The 13,918-nt window shown below is 63.1% G+C and carries 16 protein-coding genes; 9 read left to right on the top strand and 7 right to left on the bottom strand.

The features are described from left to right. Nucleotides 1–41: 41 nt before the first annotated feature. Both F3H35_RS12690 and F3H35_RS12685 read right to left on the bottom strand, forming a co-directional pair. Nucleotides 42–542, bottom strand: a complete 501-nt coding sequence (locus F3H35_RS12690) for a type III secretion system chaperone family protein (RefSeq protein WP_149779938.1) — start codon at nucleotides 540–542, stop codon at nucleotides 42–44. A gap of 474 nt (nucleotides 543–1,016) precedes the next feature. Beyond that, the gene (locus F3H35_RS12685) at nucleotides 1,017–1,244 is read right to left on the bottom strand and encodes a hypothetical protein (protein WP_149779937.1); all 228 of its coding nucleotides are present in this window, start codon (nucleotides 1,242–1,244) and stop codon (nucleotides 1,017–1,019) included. A 168-nt stretch (nucleotides 1,245–1,412) separates the two neighbouring features. Here F3H35_RS12685 and F3H35_RS12680 point away from each other — a divergent pair, with 168 nt between their 5' ends. Further along, entirely contained in the window at nucleotides 1,413–2,120 is a 708-nt protein-coding gene (locus F3H35_RS12680) for a hypothetical protein (RefSeq protein WP_149779936.1), read from the top strand. 8 nt (nucleotides 2,121–2,128) lie between these two features. Here F3H35_RS12680 and F3H35_RS12675 read toward each other — a convergent pair whose 3' ends face one another. Continuing rightward, nucleotides 2,129–2,377, bottom strand: coding sequence for an accessory factor UbiK family protein (locus F3H35_RS12675; RefSeq protein ID WP_007817563.1), 249 nt, complete (start codon nucleotides 2,375–2,377; stop codon nucleotides 2,129–2,131). 97 nt (nucleotides 2,378–2,474) lie between these two features. On the opposite strand from F3H35_RS12675, the gene lgt reads away from it, so the two are divergent. The 4 genes from lgt (at nucleotide 2,475) to F3H35_RS12655 (ending at nucleotide 6,530) form a co-directional block, all read left to right on the top strand. Then, a complete protein-coding gene (lgt, locus tag F3H35_RS12670) occupies nucleotides 2,475–3,362 on the top strand; it encodes a prolipoprotein diacylglyceryl transferase (RefSeq protein ID WP_149779935.1) in 888 nt (295 codons plus the stop codon). Continuing rightward, nucleotides 3,359–4,435: a class I SAM-dependent methyltransferase gene (locus F3H35_RS12665; protein WP_149779934.1), complete on the top strand. Its 1,077-nt coding sequence runs from the start codon at nucleotides 3,359–3,361 to the stop codon at nucleotides 4,433–4,435. Before lgt ends, F3H35_RS12665 begins: the two co-directional genes overlap by 4 nt. Continuing rightward, nucleotides 4,432–5,187, top strand: coding sequence for a peptidoglycan editing factor PgeF (pgeF, locus tag F3H35_RS12660; RefSeq protein WP_149779933.1), 756 nt, complete (start codon nucleotides 4,432–4,434; stop codon nucleotides 5,185–5,187). The genes F3H35_RS12665 and pgeF overlap by 4 nt, the downstream gene beginning before the upstream one ends. 548 nt (nucleotides 5,188–5,735) lie before the next feature. Beyond that, the gene (locus F3H35_RS12655) at nucleotides 5,736–6,530 is read left to right on the top strand and encodes a Hint domain-containing protein (RefSeq protein WP_149779932.1); all 795 of its coding nucleotides are present in this window, start codon (nucleotides 5,736–5,738) and stop codon (nucleotides 6,528–6,530) included. A gap of 36 nt (nucleotides 6,531–6,566) precedes the next feature. On the opposite strand, the gene F3H35_RS12650 is transcribed toward F3H35_RS12655, so the two are convergent. Beyond that, nucleotides 6,567–7,067, bottom strand: coding sequence for an Lrp/AsnC family transcriptional regulator (locus tag F3H35_RS12650; protein WP_007817557.1), 501 nt, complete (start codon nucleotides 7,065–7,067; stop codon nucleotides 6,567–6,569). Nucleotides 7,068–7,438: 371 nt separating this feature from the next. On the opposite strand from F3H35_RS12650, the gene F3H35_RS12645 reads away from it, so the two are divergent. Next, complete coding sequence (locus F3H35_RS12645) at nucleotides 7,439–8,338, top strand: VPLPA-CTERM sorting domain-containing protein (protein ID WP_149780063.1); 900 nt, start codon at nucleotides 7,439–7,441, stop codon at nucleotides 8,336–8,338. A 135-nt stretch (nucleotides 8,339–8,473) separates the two neighbouring features. Beyond that, nucleotides 8,474–9,418: a thioredoxin-disulfide reductase gene (gene trxB, locus F3H35_RS12640; protein WP_149779931.1), complete on the top strand. Its 945-nt coding sequence runs from the start codon at nucleotides 8,474–8,476 to the stop codon at nucleotides 9,416–9,418. A 243-nt stretch (nucleotides 9,419–9,661) separates the two neighbouring features. Here the strand turns inward: trxB and F3H35_RS12635 are convergent, their stop codons facing one another. After that, the gene (locus F3H35_RS12635) at nucleotides 9,662–10,720 is read right to left on the bottom strand and encodes a cytochrome-c peroxidase (protein WP_149779930.1); all 1,059 of its coding nucleotides are present in this window, start codon (nucleotides 10,718–10,720) and stop codon (nucleotides 9,662–9,664) included. Nucleotides 10,721–11,006: 286 nt separating this feature from the next. On the opposite strand from F3H35_RS12635, the gene F3H35_RS12630 reads away from it, so the two are divergent. Further along, on the top strand, nucleotides 11,007–12,719 hold the full coding sequence (locus tag F3H35_RS12630; protein ID WP_149779929.1) for a bifunctional sulfate adenylyltransferase/adenylylsulfate kinase: 1,713 nt from the start codon (nucleotides 11,007–11,009) through the stop codon (nucleotides 12,717–12,719). Between the two features lie 116 nt (nucleotides 12,720–12,835). Here F3H35_RS12630 and F3H35_RS12625 read toward each other — a convergent pair whose 3' ends face one another. Both F3H35_RS12625 and F3H35_RS12620 read right to left on the bottom strand, forming a co-directional pair. Beyond that, on the bottom strand, nucleotides 12,836–13,063 hold the full coding sequence (locus F3H35_RS12625) for a DUF1150 family protein (RefSeq protein WP_149779928.1): 228 nt from the start codon (nucleotides 13,061–13,063) through the stop codon (nucleotides 12,836–12,838). Nucleotides 13,064–13,069: 6 nt separating this feature from the next. Then, nucleotides 13,070–13,483 (bottom strand): Hsp20 family protein, encoded by a 414-nt coding sequence (locus tag F3H35_RS12620; RefSeq protein WP_037296239.1) that lies wholly within the window; start codon nucleotides 13,481–13,483, stop codon nucleotides 13,070–13,072. 157 nt (nucleotides 13,484–13,640) lie between these two features. Here F3H35_RS12620 and F3H35_RS12615 point away from each other — a divergent pair, with 157 nt between their 5' ends. Then, nucleotides 13,641–13,865, top strand: coding sequence for a YdcH family protein (locus F3H35_RS12615; protein ID WP_037296224.1), 225 nt, complete (start codon nucleotides 13,641–13,643; stop codon nucleotides 13,863–13,865). The last annotated feature ends 53 nt before the right edge of the window (nucleotides 13,866–13,918 follow it).

Raw genomic sequence — 13,918 nt, 5'->3', positions numbered from 1 at the left:
CCGGGGGTGTGCAATGGCGCCGCGGAGAGGGTTTTGGGCGGTCAGGCGCGGCCGAAAGCTTCGGCGATGGCGACCTGAATGGCCTGTTCCGGAGTTTGATCGCCCCAGACAACCAATTGAAAAGCCGGATAAAAACGCTCGCAATTGGTGAAGGCGGCATGAATCAGGGTGTCCACCTGATCGGGGCTGACGGCTTGGGCGCCGGTCATCACCAGACCGTAGCGGTAGACCATCAGTTTCTGTTCGTCCCAATAGGTGAAAGCGCCGGCCCAGCACTGATCGTTCACATCGTTAAGTATATGATAAAGTGCAGGAATTTTTTCTTCGGGAGGTTCCATCTCGAAGGTGCAGACCATGCGGAGGGTTTCATCATAGGAGGACCAGGCCAGCGTGATCGAGTAGGTGCGCCACTGGCCCTCTACGGCCATTGCGATCTGATCGTCGCCGATACGATCAAATTCCCAGTCGTGATGTTCGGCAAGATGTTCAACGATATCAATCGGATGGAGATCTTCCTGCAAGAACTGCTCGGACAGTGCCATGGCGCCACCTCATTTTGCTGTAGCGCCGGGGCTTTGCAGCGCCCCAAGCGCTAGGTGCCTGCTCTAAGGAAGGGGGAGGATTCCACCCGTCCTACAAGATATGGTGCGTGGTTTGGCATACCCTGTAAAGCTATTTGTTGAGGATAACCGCAATAAGTTGTGGATGACTTGAAAATGGCCTCAAGATGCAGCAGGCTGATCCAGAGGCGATATACACCAGTGTGACAAAGGCATGACAGCATGGCCCCGTCGCCGGAAAAAATGCGTAGGTTTGGTACAAATCCTACACGGGTTTGGGACGAAATAAGACGAGCGAAACGGGAGTTGTGTCCATCCCGTACACAACTCCCGTATTTCGCCCCCTGCGCGCCCCCTGCCCGCCCCCGCCGCAGATATCGGCCGGGCGCGTGCCCGAGGGGCATGGCGGCGCATGAGAACGTGACGCGGTCGTGATGATCGACCGGACGACGCGGGTCAGGCCCGGCCCACGGGCGAGGCGAAGAGGAAGTCCATACCGCCCATCGCGTCGATCTCGGACAGGAGGGTGGAGAGTTGCGAAAGCGTGTCGCGCAGCTCGGCGACAATCTGGGCACGTTCGGCCGGGTCGGACACTTGGCTCAGCTCTTCGCGCAGGCGGCGGGCCTGCGCCAGCATGTCTTCCAGAGCCCGCAGAAGATCGGAGGCTGGGTCGCAGTCGGTCATCGCGGACCATCCAAGAAAGGCTGACGGCAGGCTGCGCAACCTTGGGGGGCAACGGTATTTTCAGGTTCCTCGTCCACGCGCAAGCCACGATATTTGCGTCACCATTTACACATTGTGTAATCAATTAACCTTCTGGTCAACAACGGAGTTTCGTGCAAACTCGCGCCTGTGACACAGTTCAGTTTCGACATCCTGAGAGACGGTATCAACGAGGGCATCGCCCGGCACGGGTTGCGAGGCTATGCGCGGAAGCTGGGCATCGATCTGAACATGCTGCGCAGCATCCGGGACGGTCGCGATATCCAGACATCGAAACTGGTCGAGGTGTTGGACGCGATGGGCTTGCGGCTGACGCTGCACGATAATGGCGCGGAGCCGCGCAACGCCGCGCAACCGGGATTCGGCGAGCCGGGCGGCGGGGCCGAGGGGCCGAAACCGGGCTTTCTGCCGATTCCGTTCCACCCCAGCGAGCGGCGCTATGGGCAGACCGCGCCGATCGGCCTTGCGCGCGAGTGGCTGGAGATGCGCGGGCTGACGCCCGAAAAGCTGAGTTTCGTGATCGCGCCGGATGACCGGCTGTCACCGCTGGTGGTCGAGGGGGCGCTGTGCCTTGTCGATGGCGGGCAGCGCAAGGTCACGGGCCACGCGATCCGGGCCTATCTGCGCAACGGGCAGCTGGGGATGAGTTATGTGTCTCAGCCTGAGCCGGGGCTGATGGTTCTGTCGGGGCTGAAACGCTCCGAGCCGCCTTGTGTGGTCCGGGGTCCGGCGCTGGACGCCCTGACGATCCTGGGAACCGTGGTCTGGCGCGGGGCGGACACGGAAGCGGACAGCGGCACGAACACGGGCGTGCGGGCGCCCGCGCCCGAGGAGTAGAGCGCCGATCAGCCGCGAGATGCGGCTTCGAGGGCGTCGAGGCGGGCTTTCAGCGCCTCGTTTTCCTCGCGGGCCTTCTGAGCCATGGCGCGCACGGCGTCGAATTCCTCGCGGGTGACGAAATCACGGTCCGCCAGCCAGCGGTCGATCATGGATTTCATCGCAGTCTCGGCCTCTTCGCGCGCACCCTGAGCGACGCCCATGGCGTTGGTCATGAGTTGCGAGATATCGTCCAGAACCTTGTTGCGGGTTTGCATGGGTCTCTCCGGCGTTACAGTTTCCCCCTATATGGAGCCTGCGCCCGGCCGGGACAAGGATTGACTTCTTTCGACAACCAAAGGCACACAGACGCGCATGAAGGCCATGATCCCCTTTCCAGATATCTCGCCGGAGATTTTCACCATCGCGCTGTTCGGGATGGAATTTTCGCTGCGCTGGTATGCGCTGGCCTATATCGCGGGGATCGTGATCGGCTGGCGGCTGGTGGTGGCGGCGGTGCGCCGGCCGCATCTGTGGCCGAACGGCGCGGCGCCGATGGATGCGCGCGCGGTCGAGGACCTGCTGACATGGGTGATCCTTGGGGTGATCCTTGGCGGGCGGCTGGGATTCGTGCTGTTTTACCAGCCGGGCTATTATCTGGCGCATCCGCTTGAAATCCTGCAGGTCTGGCAAGGCGGCATGGCGTTTCATGGCGGGCTTCTGGGTGTGGTGGTGGCCTGTATCCTGTTCGCGCGCAAACGCGGCATCCCGATGCTGTCGGTGGCCGATGCGCTGTGCATGGCGACGCCGGTGGGGCTGCTGCTGGGGCGGATCGCGAATTTCATCAATGCCGAGCTTTGGGGGCGGCCCACGGACCTGCCTTGGGGCGTCGTTTTCCCGACGGCGCGGGCGCAGGATTGCCCGGGTATCGAGGGACCCTGCGCACGGCATCCGTCGCAATTATATGAGGCGGGGCTGGAAGGGCTTCTGCTGGGGGCGATCCTTTTGTGGATGGTCTGGGGGCGCGGCGCGCTCAAGCGGCCCGGTCTGGTGGCGGGCGTGTTCTTTGCGGGCTATGGGCTGTCGCGTTTCGTGGTGGAGTTCGTGCGGCAGGCGGATGCGCAGTTCATCACGCCCGACAACCCGATGGGCTATGCCTGGCAGATGGGACAGCTGGGGCTGAGCATGGGGCAGATCCTGTCGCTGCCGATGGTGGTGCTGGGTCTGGTGCTGATCGTGCGGGCGCGTCGCGCGGGCGCATGAGCGGGCTGCGCGATATCCTGATCGCACGCATCCGGGCGGACGGGCCGATGACGCTGGCCGAGTATATGGCCGACTGCCTGATGCATCCAGAACATGGCTATTACGCCACGCGCGACCCGCTGGGGGCGGCGGGCGATTTCACCACGGCGCCGGAAATCAGCCAGATGTTCGGAGAGCTTCTGGGCCTGTCGCTGGCGCAGGCGTGGATGGATCAGGGATCGCCGGAGGGGGTCACGCTGGCGGAATGCGGGCCGGGGCGCGGGACGCTGATGGCCGATGTGCTGCGCGCAACAAGGGCGGTGCCGGGGTTTCACGCGGCGATGCGGGTGCATCTGGTCGAGACCTCGCCCACGCTCAGGGCGGTGCAGGGGGCGACGCTGAGTAGGGCTTTGGGACGCGATGACATCACGTGGCACGATCATGTGGATGCGCTTCCCGATGCGCCGCTGTTTTTGCTGGCCAACGAGTTCTTCGACGCGCTGCCGATCCGGCAGCTTCAACGCGAGGGCGGGATGTGGCGCGAACGCTGTGTCGGGCTGAGCGGCGACGCGCTGGCCCTTGGGTTGAGCGCGCCCAAGCCGGTGGCGGCGCTGGCGCATCGGATGGAGGACACGCGCGATGGCGATATCGTCGAGATCTGCGTGGGCGCGCAGGCCATGGCGGGGGCGATCGGCGCGCGAATCGGGGCACGGGGCGGGGCGGCGCTGATCGTGGATTATGGCGACTGGCGGTCCCTGGGCGATACGTTTCAGGCGGTGGCGGGGCATGAAGCCGCCGATCCGCTGGCCGATCCCGGCGGGGCGGATCTGACCGCGCATGTGGATTTCGAGGCGCTGGCGCAGGCCGCTGCCCCGGCAAAGCATAGCCGTCTGACCCCGCAGGGGGTGTTTCTGGAGCGGCTGGGCATCACCGCGCGGGCGCAGGCGCTGGCGCATGGGCTTGAGGGTGCGGCGCTGGACGCGCATGTCGCGGCACATCGGCGCTTGACCCATCCCGCGGAAATGGGGACGGTCTTCAAGGTACTTGGGCTTTTCCCCGAAACGGCGGCGCCGCCGCCCGGACTTGAGACATGACGCTGGAAATCATCACCGCCGACAGCCTGTCGCCCTTCCGTCACGGGTTCTTCACCCGGCGCGGAGGCGCGTCTTCGGGGGTGTTCCAGGGCCTGAATTGCGGGCCGGGATCGTCGGACCAGTCCGAGATCGTGAGCATCAACCGCGCGAGGGTGGCCACGGCGATGGGGGTGGCGCCCGATCATCTGGTGACGCTGCACCAGGTGCATTCGGCGGATGTGATCCCGGTGAGCGGGCCATTGACCGAACGCCCGCGCGCCGACGCTCTGGTGAGCGCCACACCGGGCGTGGCGCTGGCAGTACTGACCGCCGATTGCCAGCCGGTGCTGTTCGCAGACCCGGATGCAGGCGTCGTGGGTGCGGCCCATGCAGGCTGGCGCGGCGCGCTGGACGGTGTGCTGGAGGCCACGGTCGACGCGATGGAGGCACTGGGCGCCAAGCGCTGCGCGATCCGGGCCGTCATCGGACCGTCGATCAGCCAGAGGACCTATGAGGTGGGGCCGGAACTGCTTGAGGATTTCATGGCCGATGACGCGGGCAATGCCCGTTTCTTCGCCAATGGAGAGGGCGACCGGTATCTGTTCGATCTGCCGGGCTTTGGGCTGCACAGGCTGCGGCAGGCCGGGGTCGGTCAGTGCGAATGGACGCGGCATTGCACCTATTCGGACCCGGAGCGGTTCTTTTCCTATCGCCGCACGACCCATGCGGGAGAGGCGGATTACGGGCGGTTGATCTCGGTCATCCGGATCTGAGGCGGGCGGATCCGAGATTGGGGCCGATCCGGGGCGGACACGTCCACAGGATTGCCAAAATTGGGGCTGGGACACAGCCGGGCGTGACTGCCTGACTCCCCTCAAGCACCTGATTTAAAAAGAAATTCCGAAATGCGGTCCAATTTCACAATTCGCCCGGCGGATTGGCAAAAAAATTGCACCTCCGCGTGTCGCGGTCAAATCGCGGCCCCAAAGCGCGGGCATAGTGATGCCGATGACGGACAAAGCGTCGAGCAGTGACAGTTGTATGAGGACAAGACCATGAAAAAGCGTTGGATGAAATCGGTGATCGAGACGAGCATGCAGCCGTTGCCCGCCCTGCCCTTTGGCCGCAATGCACGGCGCAAGGCCGAAACGCGCGCAGCCTGAGGCGGCAAGAGGGCCGACACAGCAGCGGCCCGATGTGATCCGGGACAGGCAGAGCGGCACAGCCGCGCGCCTGAGGTACGAATGCACACGGTTTCATGTCCTTTTGTCGTCGTCGGTGGGGGCCGGCGCGGTTGTAACGAGCCTGAAGGTGACACAACATGACGATCCCCTATTCGGCGGCCTCGATCGGAGTGGGCCGTCGCCCCGAAGACAGAACGCAGCCGGGCGGCGATACCCCGGCCAGCGGCACCGCGCGCAAGGCGCGGATGCTGCGCAAATATCGCATCATGGCGGAACTGGCGGACGGTTCGATCCAGGATTCCGAGAATATCGGGCCTGCGATCCCTGCCTTTGAATGCGCCTTTTCCGCCTTTGCGCGCGGCACGCTCATCCGCACGCCCCAGGGACAGGTCGCGGTCGAGGACCTGATGCCCGGCTGCGAGATCGACACCGCCGAGTATGGTCCGCAAAAGCTGATCTGGATCGGGTCGATGACGATGGTGCCGAATGTCGCGGGCGTGCCGGCACCGACATGCCGGGTCACCCGGATCATGCCGGATGCCTTTGGCATGGAGCGCCCGATGACCAATCTGATGGCGGGGCCCGGCGCGCGGCTCTTGTCGCGCCCGGCCAATCTGCGGGACAGTTTCGGCGGCGACCGGGTGCTGAGCCCGGTGCGCGATCTGGCCGATGGGGTCAATGTGGTCGAGATCACGCCGCCTGCGGCGATCACGGTCTATCACCTGTGCCTGCAGCAGCATGCCACGATCACCGCCGGGGGGCTGGACTTCGAGACATTCCACCCCGGCATCGGCTTCGAGCGGCAGATGGGGGCGCAGATGCTGGACCTGTTCCTGTCGTTCTTCCCGCATATCCGCGCGCCCGGGGATTTCGGCCCCCTGGCGCATCTGCGGCTGCCCTTCAGCTGGGGCGGGCAGATCGACGCCGCCTGAGGCGGCGCTGCCGAGGCTTGCCCGACGAACGGGGTGTCAGGCCGACTTGTTCAGCCGCGCTTCGAGAATGTCGAAAGGCACGCCCGGTTCATCCTTGGCGCCGCGGATCACGAGCGAGGTCTTGACGCTGGCCACATTGTCGGCGGCGGTCAGCTCTTCGGTCAGGAAGCGCTGAAAGGTGCTGAGATCGGGGGCCACGCATTTGAGGATGAAATCCACCTCGCCATTGAGCATGTGACACTCGCGCACCAAGGGCCAGTTGCGGCACCGGGTCTCGAAGGCGCTCAGATCGGCCTCGGCCTGACTTTGCAGACCGACCATCGCGAAGACCTGCACTTCGAAGCCCAGCTCGCGCGGATCGACATCGGCGTGATAGCCGCGAATATAGCCCTGCTCCTCGAGCGTGCGGACCCGGCGCAGACAGGGCGGCGCCGAGATTCCGACGCGGCGCGCCAGCTCCACATTGGTCATCCGTCCATCTGCCTGAAGTTCGGACAGAATCTTGCGATCGATCTCGTCCAGACGGGTTGCGGACATGATTCGCTCCAATGGTTTGAATTGGTGAAAGTTATAACGCCACCGCAGGCGCGCGCAATATTATTTCAATAACTCGCAACTTTGTTAGGCGCAACCGGAGAAATCAGGACAGAATGACTGTCTTTTCGGGGTGAAATCCCCGTGAAAATGGTCAATTCGGGCAGGAATGTGTTCTCCAAATGGTCAAAACGTGGTATTCTCATACCGTTTGATAGAGGGCAAACCCGTGTTTTGTGTAGCGGGTGCCGTCGTCTCGCGCCTGTTCCCATGTGCCTTGTTTCCTGTTCCCCGTGACGTCGGCTGTCGCTGCTTTTGACGCGGTCAATTATGGGCCGTTGCGGCCCTGAAAACATTTGAAAAGGGGGATACCCATGATTAAACACTTTATAGGTGCTATCACGATAGCCACCGCCGCGCTTACCGCGCAATCCAGCTACGCTGTGACTAACACTCAAGCCGATGTTGTTTTCATCGTCGATGAATCTGGCTCCATGGCAGGCGAGCAGGATTTTTTGGCCAGTACTATCACATCGCTGAACAGCGCACTCGGATTGGCAAATGTCACTGATGTGAAATATGGCGTGATCGGGTTCGGTGGCAGTACGGCAACCGGTGGCCTTTATGATGCTCCAAGACTTGTCACCGGTCTGACCACCGTAGATGCAGCGAAAACTGGAATCGAATCGTTGATCACTTCCGGTGGTTTCGAGGATGGATATGATGCGATCAAATTCGCGTTCGACAACCTCAGCTTTCGAGCCGGCGCTGCGCGAAACTTCATTTTGGTGACCGATGAAAACCGCGACGACACGCCCGGATCGACCAACACGATGTCGAGCATTGCATCTCTTCTTTCCAGCACCAAAACAGTCCTCAACGCGATTCTGAATGTAAGTTCCATCGAGGACGGGAACGGCAACACGACAGGTGTAATCGGCATCAACAATAACAATGATGCGTACACCGCCGATGGTTCAGGTGGCTTTTTCACAACCGCTCTTGGAACTCTGAATTCATCCTCGAACTCACTGGATTACGACAGCCTAGCGTTGAATTCCGGCGGTGCCGTTTGGGATCTAAACGTCCTTCGGCAAGCAGACGAGACAAATAAGTGGAATGATTCATTCAGCTCTGCATTCATTGACATCAAGGTGCAGGAAATCACCACCCAGCCCCCCTCGGGCCAGATACCGCTGCCGGCCGGTGGCTGGCTCTTGCTGACCGGTCTGGGCGGGCTGGCGGCGCTGCGTCGCAAGCGTCGGGCAGCCTGAGAGCGCCTCAGAACCTGAAAATCACCCAAGGGCCCGCCGCATCGCCGCGCGGGCCCTTCTTTCATCTCGCATGGGGTTTCCCCCGGACGCGGGCAAGGCTATATCCGGCCTGACCCGACCATACGGAGAGCCCAGATGTCCGAGACGCGCCACACCAAATGCCTCATCATAGGGTCCGGCCCCGCCGGTTATACGGCAGGCGTCTATGCCAGCCGCGCCATGCTGGAGCCGATCCTCGTGCAGGGGATCGAGCCGGGCGGGCAGCTGACCACCACCACCGAGGTCGAGAACTGGCCCGGCGACACCGAAGTGCAGGGCCCCGACCTTATGGTGCGGATGCAGGACCATGCGAAAGCGATGGGCTGCGAGATCATCGGCGACATCATCACCGAGCTCGATGTCGAGGCGCGGCCCTTCGTGGCCCGGGGAGACAGCGGCGCCACCTATACGGCGGATTCGGTGATCCTGGCGACGGGCGCGCGGGCCAAATGGCTGGGCCTGCCCTCGGAAGAGGCCTACAAGGGCTTCGGGGTCTCGGCCTGCGCCACCTGCGACGGGTTCTTCTATCGCGGCGAGGAGATCGTGGTGGTCGGCGGCGGCAACACCGCCGTGGAAGAGGCGCTGTTCCTGACCAATTTCGCCTCGAAAGTGACGCTCATCCACCGCCGCGACACGCTGCGCGCCGAACAGATCCTGCAGAACCGTTTGTTCAAGCACCCCAAGATCGAGACGCTTTGGTTCCACGAATTGCAGGAGGTGCTGGGCGAGGACGCCCCCAAGGGCGTCACCGGCATACGGGTCAAGAACACCCAGACCGGAGAGACACGCGACATCCCCTGCAAGGGCGTGTTCATCGCCATCGGCCACGCGCCGGCAAGCGAGCTGGTCAAGGGCAAGCTCGACATGCATCACGGCGATTACGTCAAGGTGGAGCCCGGCAGCACCCGCACCTCGATCCCCGGCATCTTCGCCGCCGGCGACCTGACGGATCATGTCTATCGCCAGGCGGTGACCAGCGCCGGAATGGGCTGCATGGCGGCCCTCGATGCCGAGAAATTCATCGCCGAACTAGAGAGCTGACGCCCGCGACATATGGGGGCTCTGCCCCCAACGTTGAAATCCTTGGGGGATTTCAACGCCTCCCCCGGGATATTTCCGGCCAGAAGAAACGCGGGCGCAGGCCCTCTTTCATCGTTCCCCAAATACTCCCGCCGGAGGCATCCGCGGCCTGCCCCACGCACTGACACGAGGATGGGCGGACAATAGAGAACCGGCGCGGGCGGGGCCTGCGCCGGTCTGGTGTCATCGGGGACGAGCCGGGGCTCAGTTGGGGATCACCTCGCCCGTCGGATGGGGTGTCGTGGATGTCTCCGCAGGCAGGAGCGGGTAGATCACCTCGGGCATCTTGCCGGTCAGCGCGCCGAGGAAAGCCACGATGTCATCGACCTCTGCGTCAGAGAGCTCGGCGCCCAATTGCGAGGTGCCCATGATCGCCACGGCGACACGAAGGTCCCACACCTTGCCGGAATGGAAATAGGGCGCGGTCTGGTCGATATTGCGCAGAGGCGAGGCGCGGAACACATAGGAATCGTCCGCCGTCTTGGTGACTTCGAACCGCCCCCTGTCATCGGGCGGCAGCACGTCGGCGCCGGGCTTTTCGATCAGGCCGAAGGGGAAATAGCCCGTGCCGCCCAGGTTGACGCCGTTATGGCAGGCCGAGCAGCCTTTTTCCATGAACAGATCGAGCCCCGCTTTCTGCTGATCGGTGAGCGCGTTGTCGTCGCCATTGAGGAAGGCATCGAACGGCGCGGGCGTGATCAGGGTGGCCTCGAACGCCTCGATCGCCTTGGCGAAATTGTCGAAGGTCACGGGATCGTCCTGACCGGGGAAGGAGGCGCGGAACCACTCCTGATATTGCGGCATGGAATTCAACGTGGCGAGCACGTTGTCGGGGGTGTTGGCCATTTCGACGCCTGCCTGCACCGGGCCCTTGGCCTGTTCGGCAAGATCGGCGGCGCGGCCATCCCAGAACTGCGCTTCGTTGAAGACGGCGTTGAGCACGGTGGGCGAGTTGCGCGGCCCCTGCTGCCAGCCATGGCCGATCGAGGTGGGCATGTTGTCATCGCCGCCGGTCGCCAGGTTATGGCAGGAATTGCACGAGAACACCCCCGAGGCCGACATCCGGGGATCGAAGAACAGCGCCTTGCCGAGATCGACCTTTTCATCGGTGATGATGTTGTCGTTCAGCGCCGGGACGGTCGAGGGCAGGGCCGCGAACATCTCGAGCGCGCGATCGCGCAAATCGGAGGCGTGGACGCCGCTTGCGACGGCGATGGCGATGGCGGACACGGTTCCCAGCGTGAGGGGGCGGTGTGAGGGCATTGAGGTCTCCAGGCAGTTGATATCGGTCGCGCGTCTGGAAGTATTCTAAGTCGAAGATGTGATCGTGGGTTTGATCTGGGTCAGATGAGCGCCGCGTTTCGCACCCGGCGGCTGCGACAAAACATCCTTCCGCCCAAGGCCCGGATGGTGGCATTGCTGCCTCGTTTCACGAAAAGGTCCAACTCAGCCTTGAATCCGGCCACAATGCGGGGCTAAGCCGCGTATCAGACAGGCGGTGCCCGGCCCGGGCGCCGCACATTCATGCAACAGCCATTCGAGAGTTCCGATGTACCAGCAAAATCTGGCCCCTATCCCCGAGTTGTTCGTTTCGTACGAGTCCGCCCAGAAGCTGAAGATCGAGGCCGGCGATCTGACAAGCTGGGATCTGACACCGCGTCAGATCTGCGATCTGGAACTGCTCATGAATGGCGGGTTCAACCCGTTGAAAGGTTTTCTGAGCGAGGCCGATTACGACAGCGTCGTCGAGACCATGCGGCTGGCCGATGGCACGCTCTGGCCGATGCCGATCACGCTCGATGTCTCGGAAAGCTTTGCCGAAAAGCTGGAGCTTGGGCAGGATATCGCGCTGCGCGATCAGGAGGGCGTGATCCTTGGCACTATGACGGTCACCGACCGCTGGACACCCGACAAGGCGCGGGAGGCCGAGAAGGTCTTTGGCGCGGATGATCTGGCGCATCCGGCGGTGAACTACCTGCACAACACGGCCGGCAAGGTCTATCTGGGTGGGCCGGTCACCGGCATCCAGCAACCCGTGCATTACGATTTCCGGGGGCGCCGCGACACGCCCAACGAATTGCGCGCGCTCTTTCGCAAGCTGGGCTGGCGCAAGGTCGTGGCCTTCCAGACCCGCAACCCGCTGCACCGCGCGCATCAGGAGCTGACCTTCCGCGCGGCACGCGAAGCGCAGGCCAACCTGCTGATCCATCCGGTCGTGGGCATGACCAAGCCGGGCGATGTGGATCATTTCACCCGGGTGCGCTGCTATGAGGCGGTGCTGGACAAATACCCCAACGCCACCACCACGATGAGCCTGCTGAACCTTGCGATGCGCATGGCCGGCCCGAGAGAGGCGGTGTGGCACGGGCTGATCCGGCGCAACCACGGCTGCACGCATTTCATCGTCGGGCGCGACCATGCCGGCCCCGGCAAGAACAGCGCCGGAGAGGATTTCTATGGCCCCTACGATGCGCAGGATCTGTTCCGCGAGCACGAGGCCGAGATCGGCATCGAAATGGTCGATTTCAAGCAAATGGTTTATGTGCAGGAGCGCGCCCAATACGAGGCGATCGACGAGATCGAGGATCGCGACACTGTCACCATCCTGAACATTTCGGGCACCGAGCTGCGCCGCCGGTTGCAGGAAGGGCTGGAGATTCCGGACTGGTTCTCGTTCCCCGAGGTGGTGGCCGAGTTGCGCCGCACCCGTCCGCCGCGCAGCCAGCAGGGCTTTACCGTGTTCTTCACCGGCTTTTCCGGATCGGGCAAATCGACCATCGCCAACGCGCTGATGGTCAAGCTGATGGAGATGGGCGGGCGCCCGGTGACGCTTCTGGATGGCGATATCGTGCGCAAGAACCTGTCGTCGGAGCTGGGCTTTTCCAAGGAGCACCGCGATCTGAACATCCGGCGCATCGGCTATGTCGCCTCGGAGATCACCAAGAATGGCGGCATCGCGATCTGCGCGCCGATCGCGCCCTATGCCACGACGCGGCGGGCCGTGCGCGAGGAGATCGAGCAATATGGCGCCTTTGTCGAGGTGCATGTCGCCACCAGCCTCGAGGAATGCGAACGGCGCGACCGCAAGGGGCTGTACCGGCTGGCGCGCGAAGGCAAGATCAAGGAATTCACCGGCATTTCGGACCCCTATGACGTGCCGGAAGATCCCGAATTGCGGGTCGAGACCGAGAATGTCGAAGTCGACAACTGCGCGCATCAGGTGCTTCTGAAGCTGGAGCAGATGGGGCTGATCGCGGGCTGAGGCCGGATCGGAACTGTCAAAGGGTTCTCACGCGAAGGGCCGCCCGGATCGGGGCGGCCCTTTGGCTTGAAAGCGGTGAAGCGCTCGGCGTGCAAGGCGCAAGCGGCGCCCGCGCTTTAGTGGACGGTGACCGGGGTCATGTTGTTCTGACGCGCCAGCACGAAGGCCAGACGGCGGTCGCGCACCAGCGCCAGACGCTCGCCTTCCGCGGAATGGAGCGCATAGAGCGTCGTGCTGCCCATCGCCTGCTCACGCATGTCCTCGGGCAGGTCGGCCACGTGTACGGGCCGGACATAGACGATGGGACGGCCCTCGTCGGCACCGAAATCATATCTTGTCTGCATCTTGCATTACCCCTTGTTGATCCGGATTCTCTGCACCACGGGTTCCGGCTCGGCGCGGGTCAGGTCCACATGCAGCAGACCGTTTTCCATGATCGCCTCGCCCACCTCGACACCGTCTGCCAGCACGAAGGAGCGCTGGAACTGGCGGGCCGCGATGCCACGATGGAGATAGATCCGGGTATCGGCGTCATCGCCCTGCCGGCCACGGATCACCAGTTGGCGATCCTCGACCGTGATCGACAGATCATCCTCGGAAAACCCGGCCACGGCCAAGGTGATCCGGTACGACGTCTGCGACGTCTGTTCGATATTGAACGGAGGATAGCCCTCATTGCCGGATTTCGCGCTGCGTTCCAGCATACGCTCAAGCTGCTCGAACCCCAGCATGTAAGGGTGCGACCCCAGCGTCAGTTTCGTCATCGACACGTCCTTCATCAAAGCGACAGTCCCTGCCGGACCCCGTTCTGGCGATCCGACGCCTTGAATATGGGCATCGAAAAGGACGGGTGCAAGGGCTTTGCCTGCGGGGGCAAAAGCGGTATCTTCAATGGCCCGGAGTTTGAAAGGAATCACGCAGATGAACGCCTTCAGCGATCTGTCCATGAAGTCGGACGAGGTGCTGCGCGTCGAGCTGGAGGAATTCCGCCGCCAGCATCGCGATCTCGACGAGGCGATCGGCGCTCTGCAGGCCATGGGCTCGGGCGATCCGCTGACGATCAAGCGGCTGAAAAAGCAGAAACTGCAGCTCAAGGACCGGATCGCCTATATCGAGGACCGGCTCTATCCCGACATCATCGCGTAACCGTGCAGGCGTGCGGAGCCTGCGTGACAGGGCAGGATCGACAGGGCCCGGTT

The organism is Roseovarius litoreus (assembly GCF_900142765.1).
Taxonomy (GTDB): Bacteria; Pseudomonadota; Alphaproteobacteria; order Rhodobacterales; family Rhodobacteraceae; genus Roseovarius; species Roseovarius litoreus.
This window is presented reverse-complemented; position numbering and strand designations above follow the sequence as displayed.

Excerpts from the sequence above, each read along its gene's own strand:
- F3H35_RS12665 (WP_149779934.1), top strand. The coding sequence starts at position 3,359 with ATGAGCGGGCTGCGCGATATCCTGATCGCACGCATCCGGGCGGACGGG.
- trxB (WP_149779931.1), top strand. The coding sequence starts at position 8,474 with ATGTCCGAGACGCGCCACACCAAATGCCTCATCATAGGGTCCGGCCCC.
- F3H35_RS12655 (WP_149779932.1), top strand. The coding sequence starts at position 5,736 with ATGACGATCCCCTATTCGGCGGCCTCGATCGGAGTGGGCCGTCGCCCC.
- F3H35_RS12690 (WP_149779938.1), bottom strand. The coding sequence starts at position 542 with ATGGCACTGTCCGAGCAGTTCTTGCAGGAAGATCTCCATCCGATTGAT.
- F3H35_RS12675 (WP_007817563.1), bottom strand. The coding sequence starts at position 2,377 with ATGCAAACCCGCAACAAGGTTCTGGACGATATCTCGCAACTCATGACC.
- lgt (WP_149779935.1), top strand. The coding sequence starts at position 2,475 with ATGAAGGCCATGATCCCCTTTCCAGATATCTCGCCGGAGATTTTCACC.
- F3H35_RS12630 (WP_149779929.1), top strand. The coding sequence starts at position 11,007 with ATGTACCAGCAAAATCTGGCCCCTATCCCCGAGTTGTTCGTTTCGTAC.
- F3H35_RS12645 (WP_149780063.1), top strand. The coding sequence starts at position 7,439 with ATGATTAAACACTTTATAGGTGCTATCACGATAGCCACCGCCGCGCTT.
- F3H35_RS12685 (WP_149779937.1), bottom strand. The coding sequence starts at position 1,244 with ATGACCGACTGCGACCCAGCCTCCGATCTTCTGCGGGCTCTGGAAGAC.
- F3H35_RS12625 (WP_149779928.1), bottom strand. The coding sequence starts at position 13,063 with ATGCAGACAAGATATGATTTCGGTGCCGACGAGGGCCGTCCCATCGTC.
- F3H35_RS12620 (WP_037296239.1), bottom strand. The coding sequence starts at position 13,483 with ATGACGAAACTGACGCTGGGGTCGCACCCTTACATGCTGGGGTTCGAG.
- F3H35_RS12635 (WP_149779930.1), bottom strand. The coding sequence starts at position 10,720 with ATGCCCTCACACCGCCCCCTCACGCTGGGAACCGTGTCCGCCATCGCC.
- pgeF (WP_149779933.1), top strand. The coding sequence starts at position 4,432 with ATGACGCTGGAAATCATCACCGCCGACAGCCTGTCGCCCTTCCGTCAC.
- F3H35_RS12615 (WP_037296224.1), top strand. The coding sequence starts at position 13,641 with ATGAACGCCTTCAGCGATCTGTCCATGAAGTCGGACGAGGTGCTGCGC.
- F3H35_RS12650 (WP_007817557.1), bottom strand. The coding sequence starts at position 7,067 with ATGTCCGCAACCCGTCTGGACGAGATCGATCGCAAGATTCTGTCCGAA.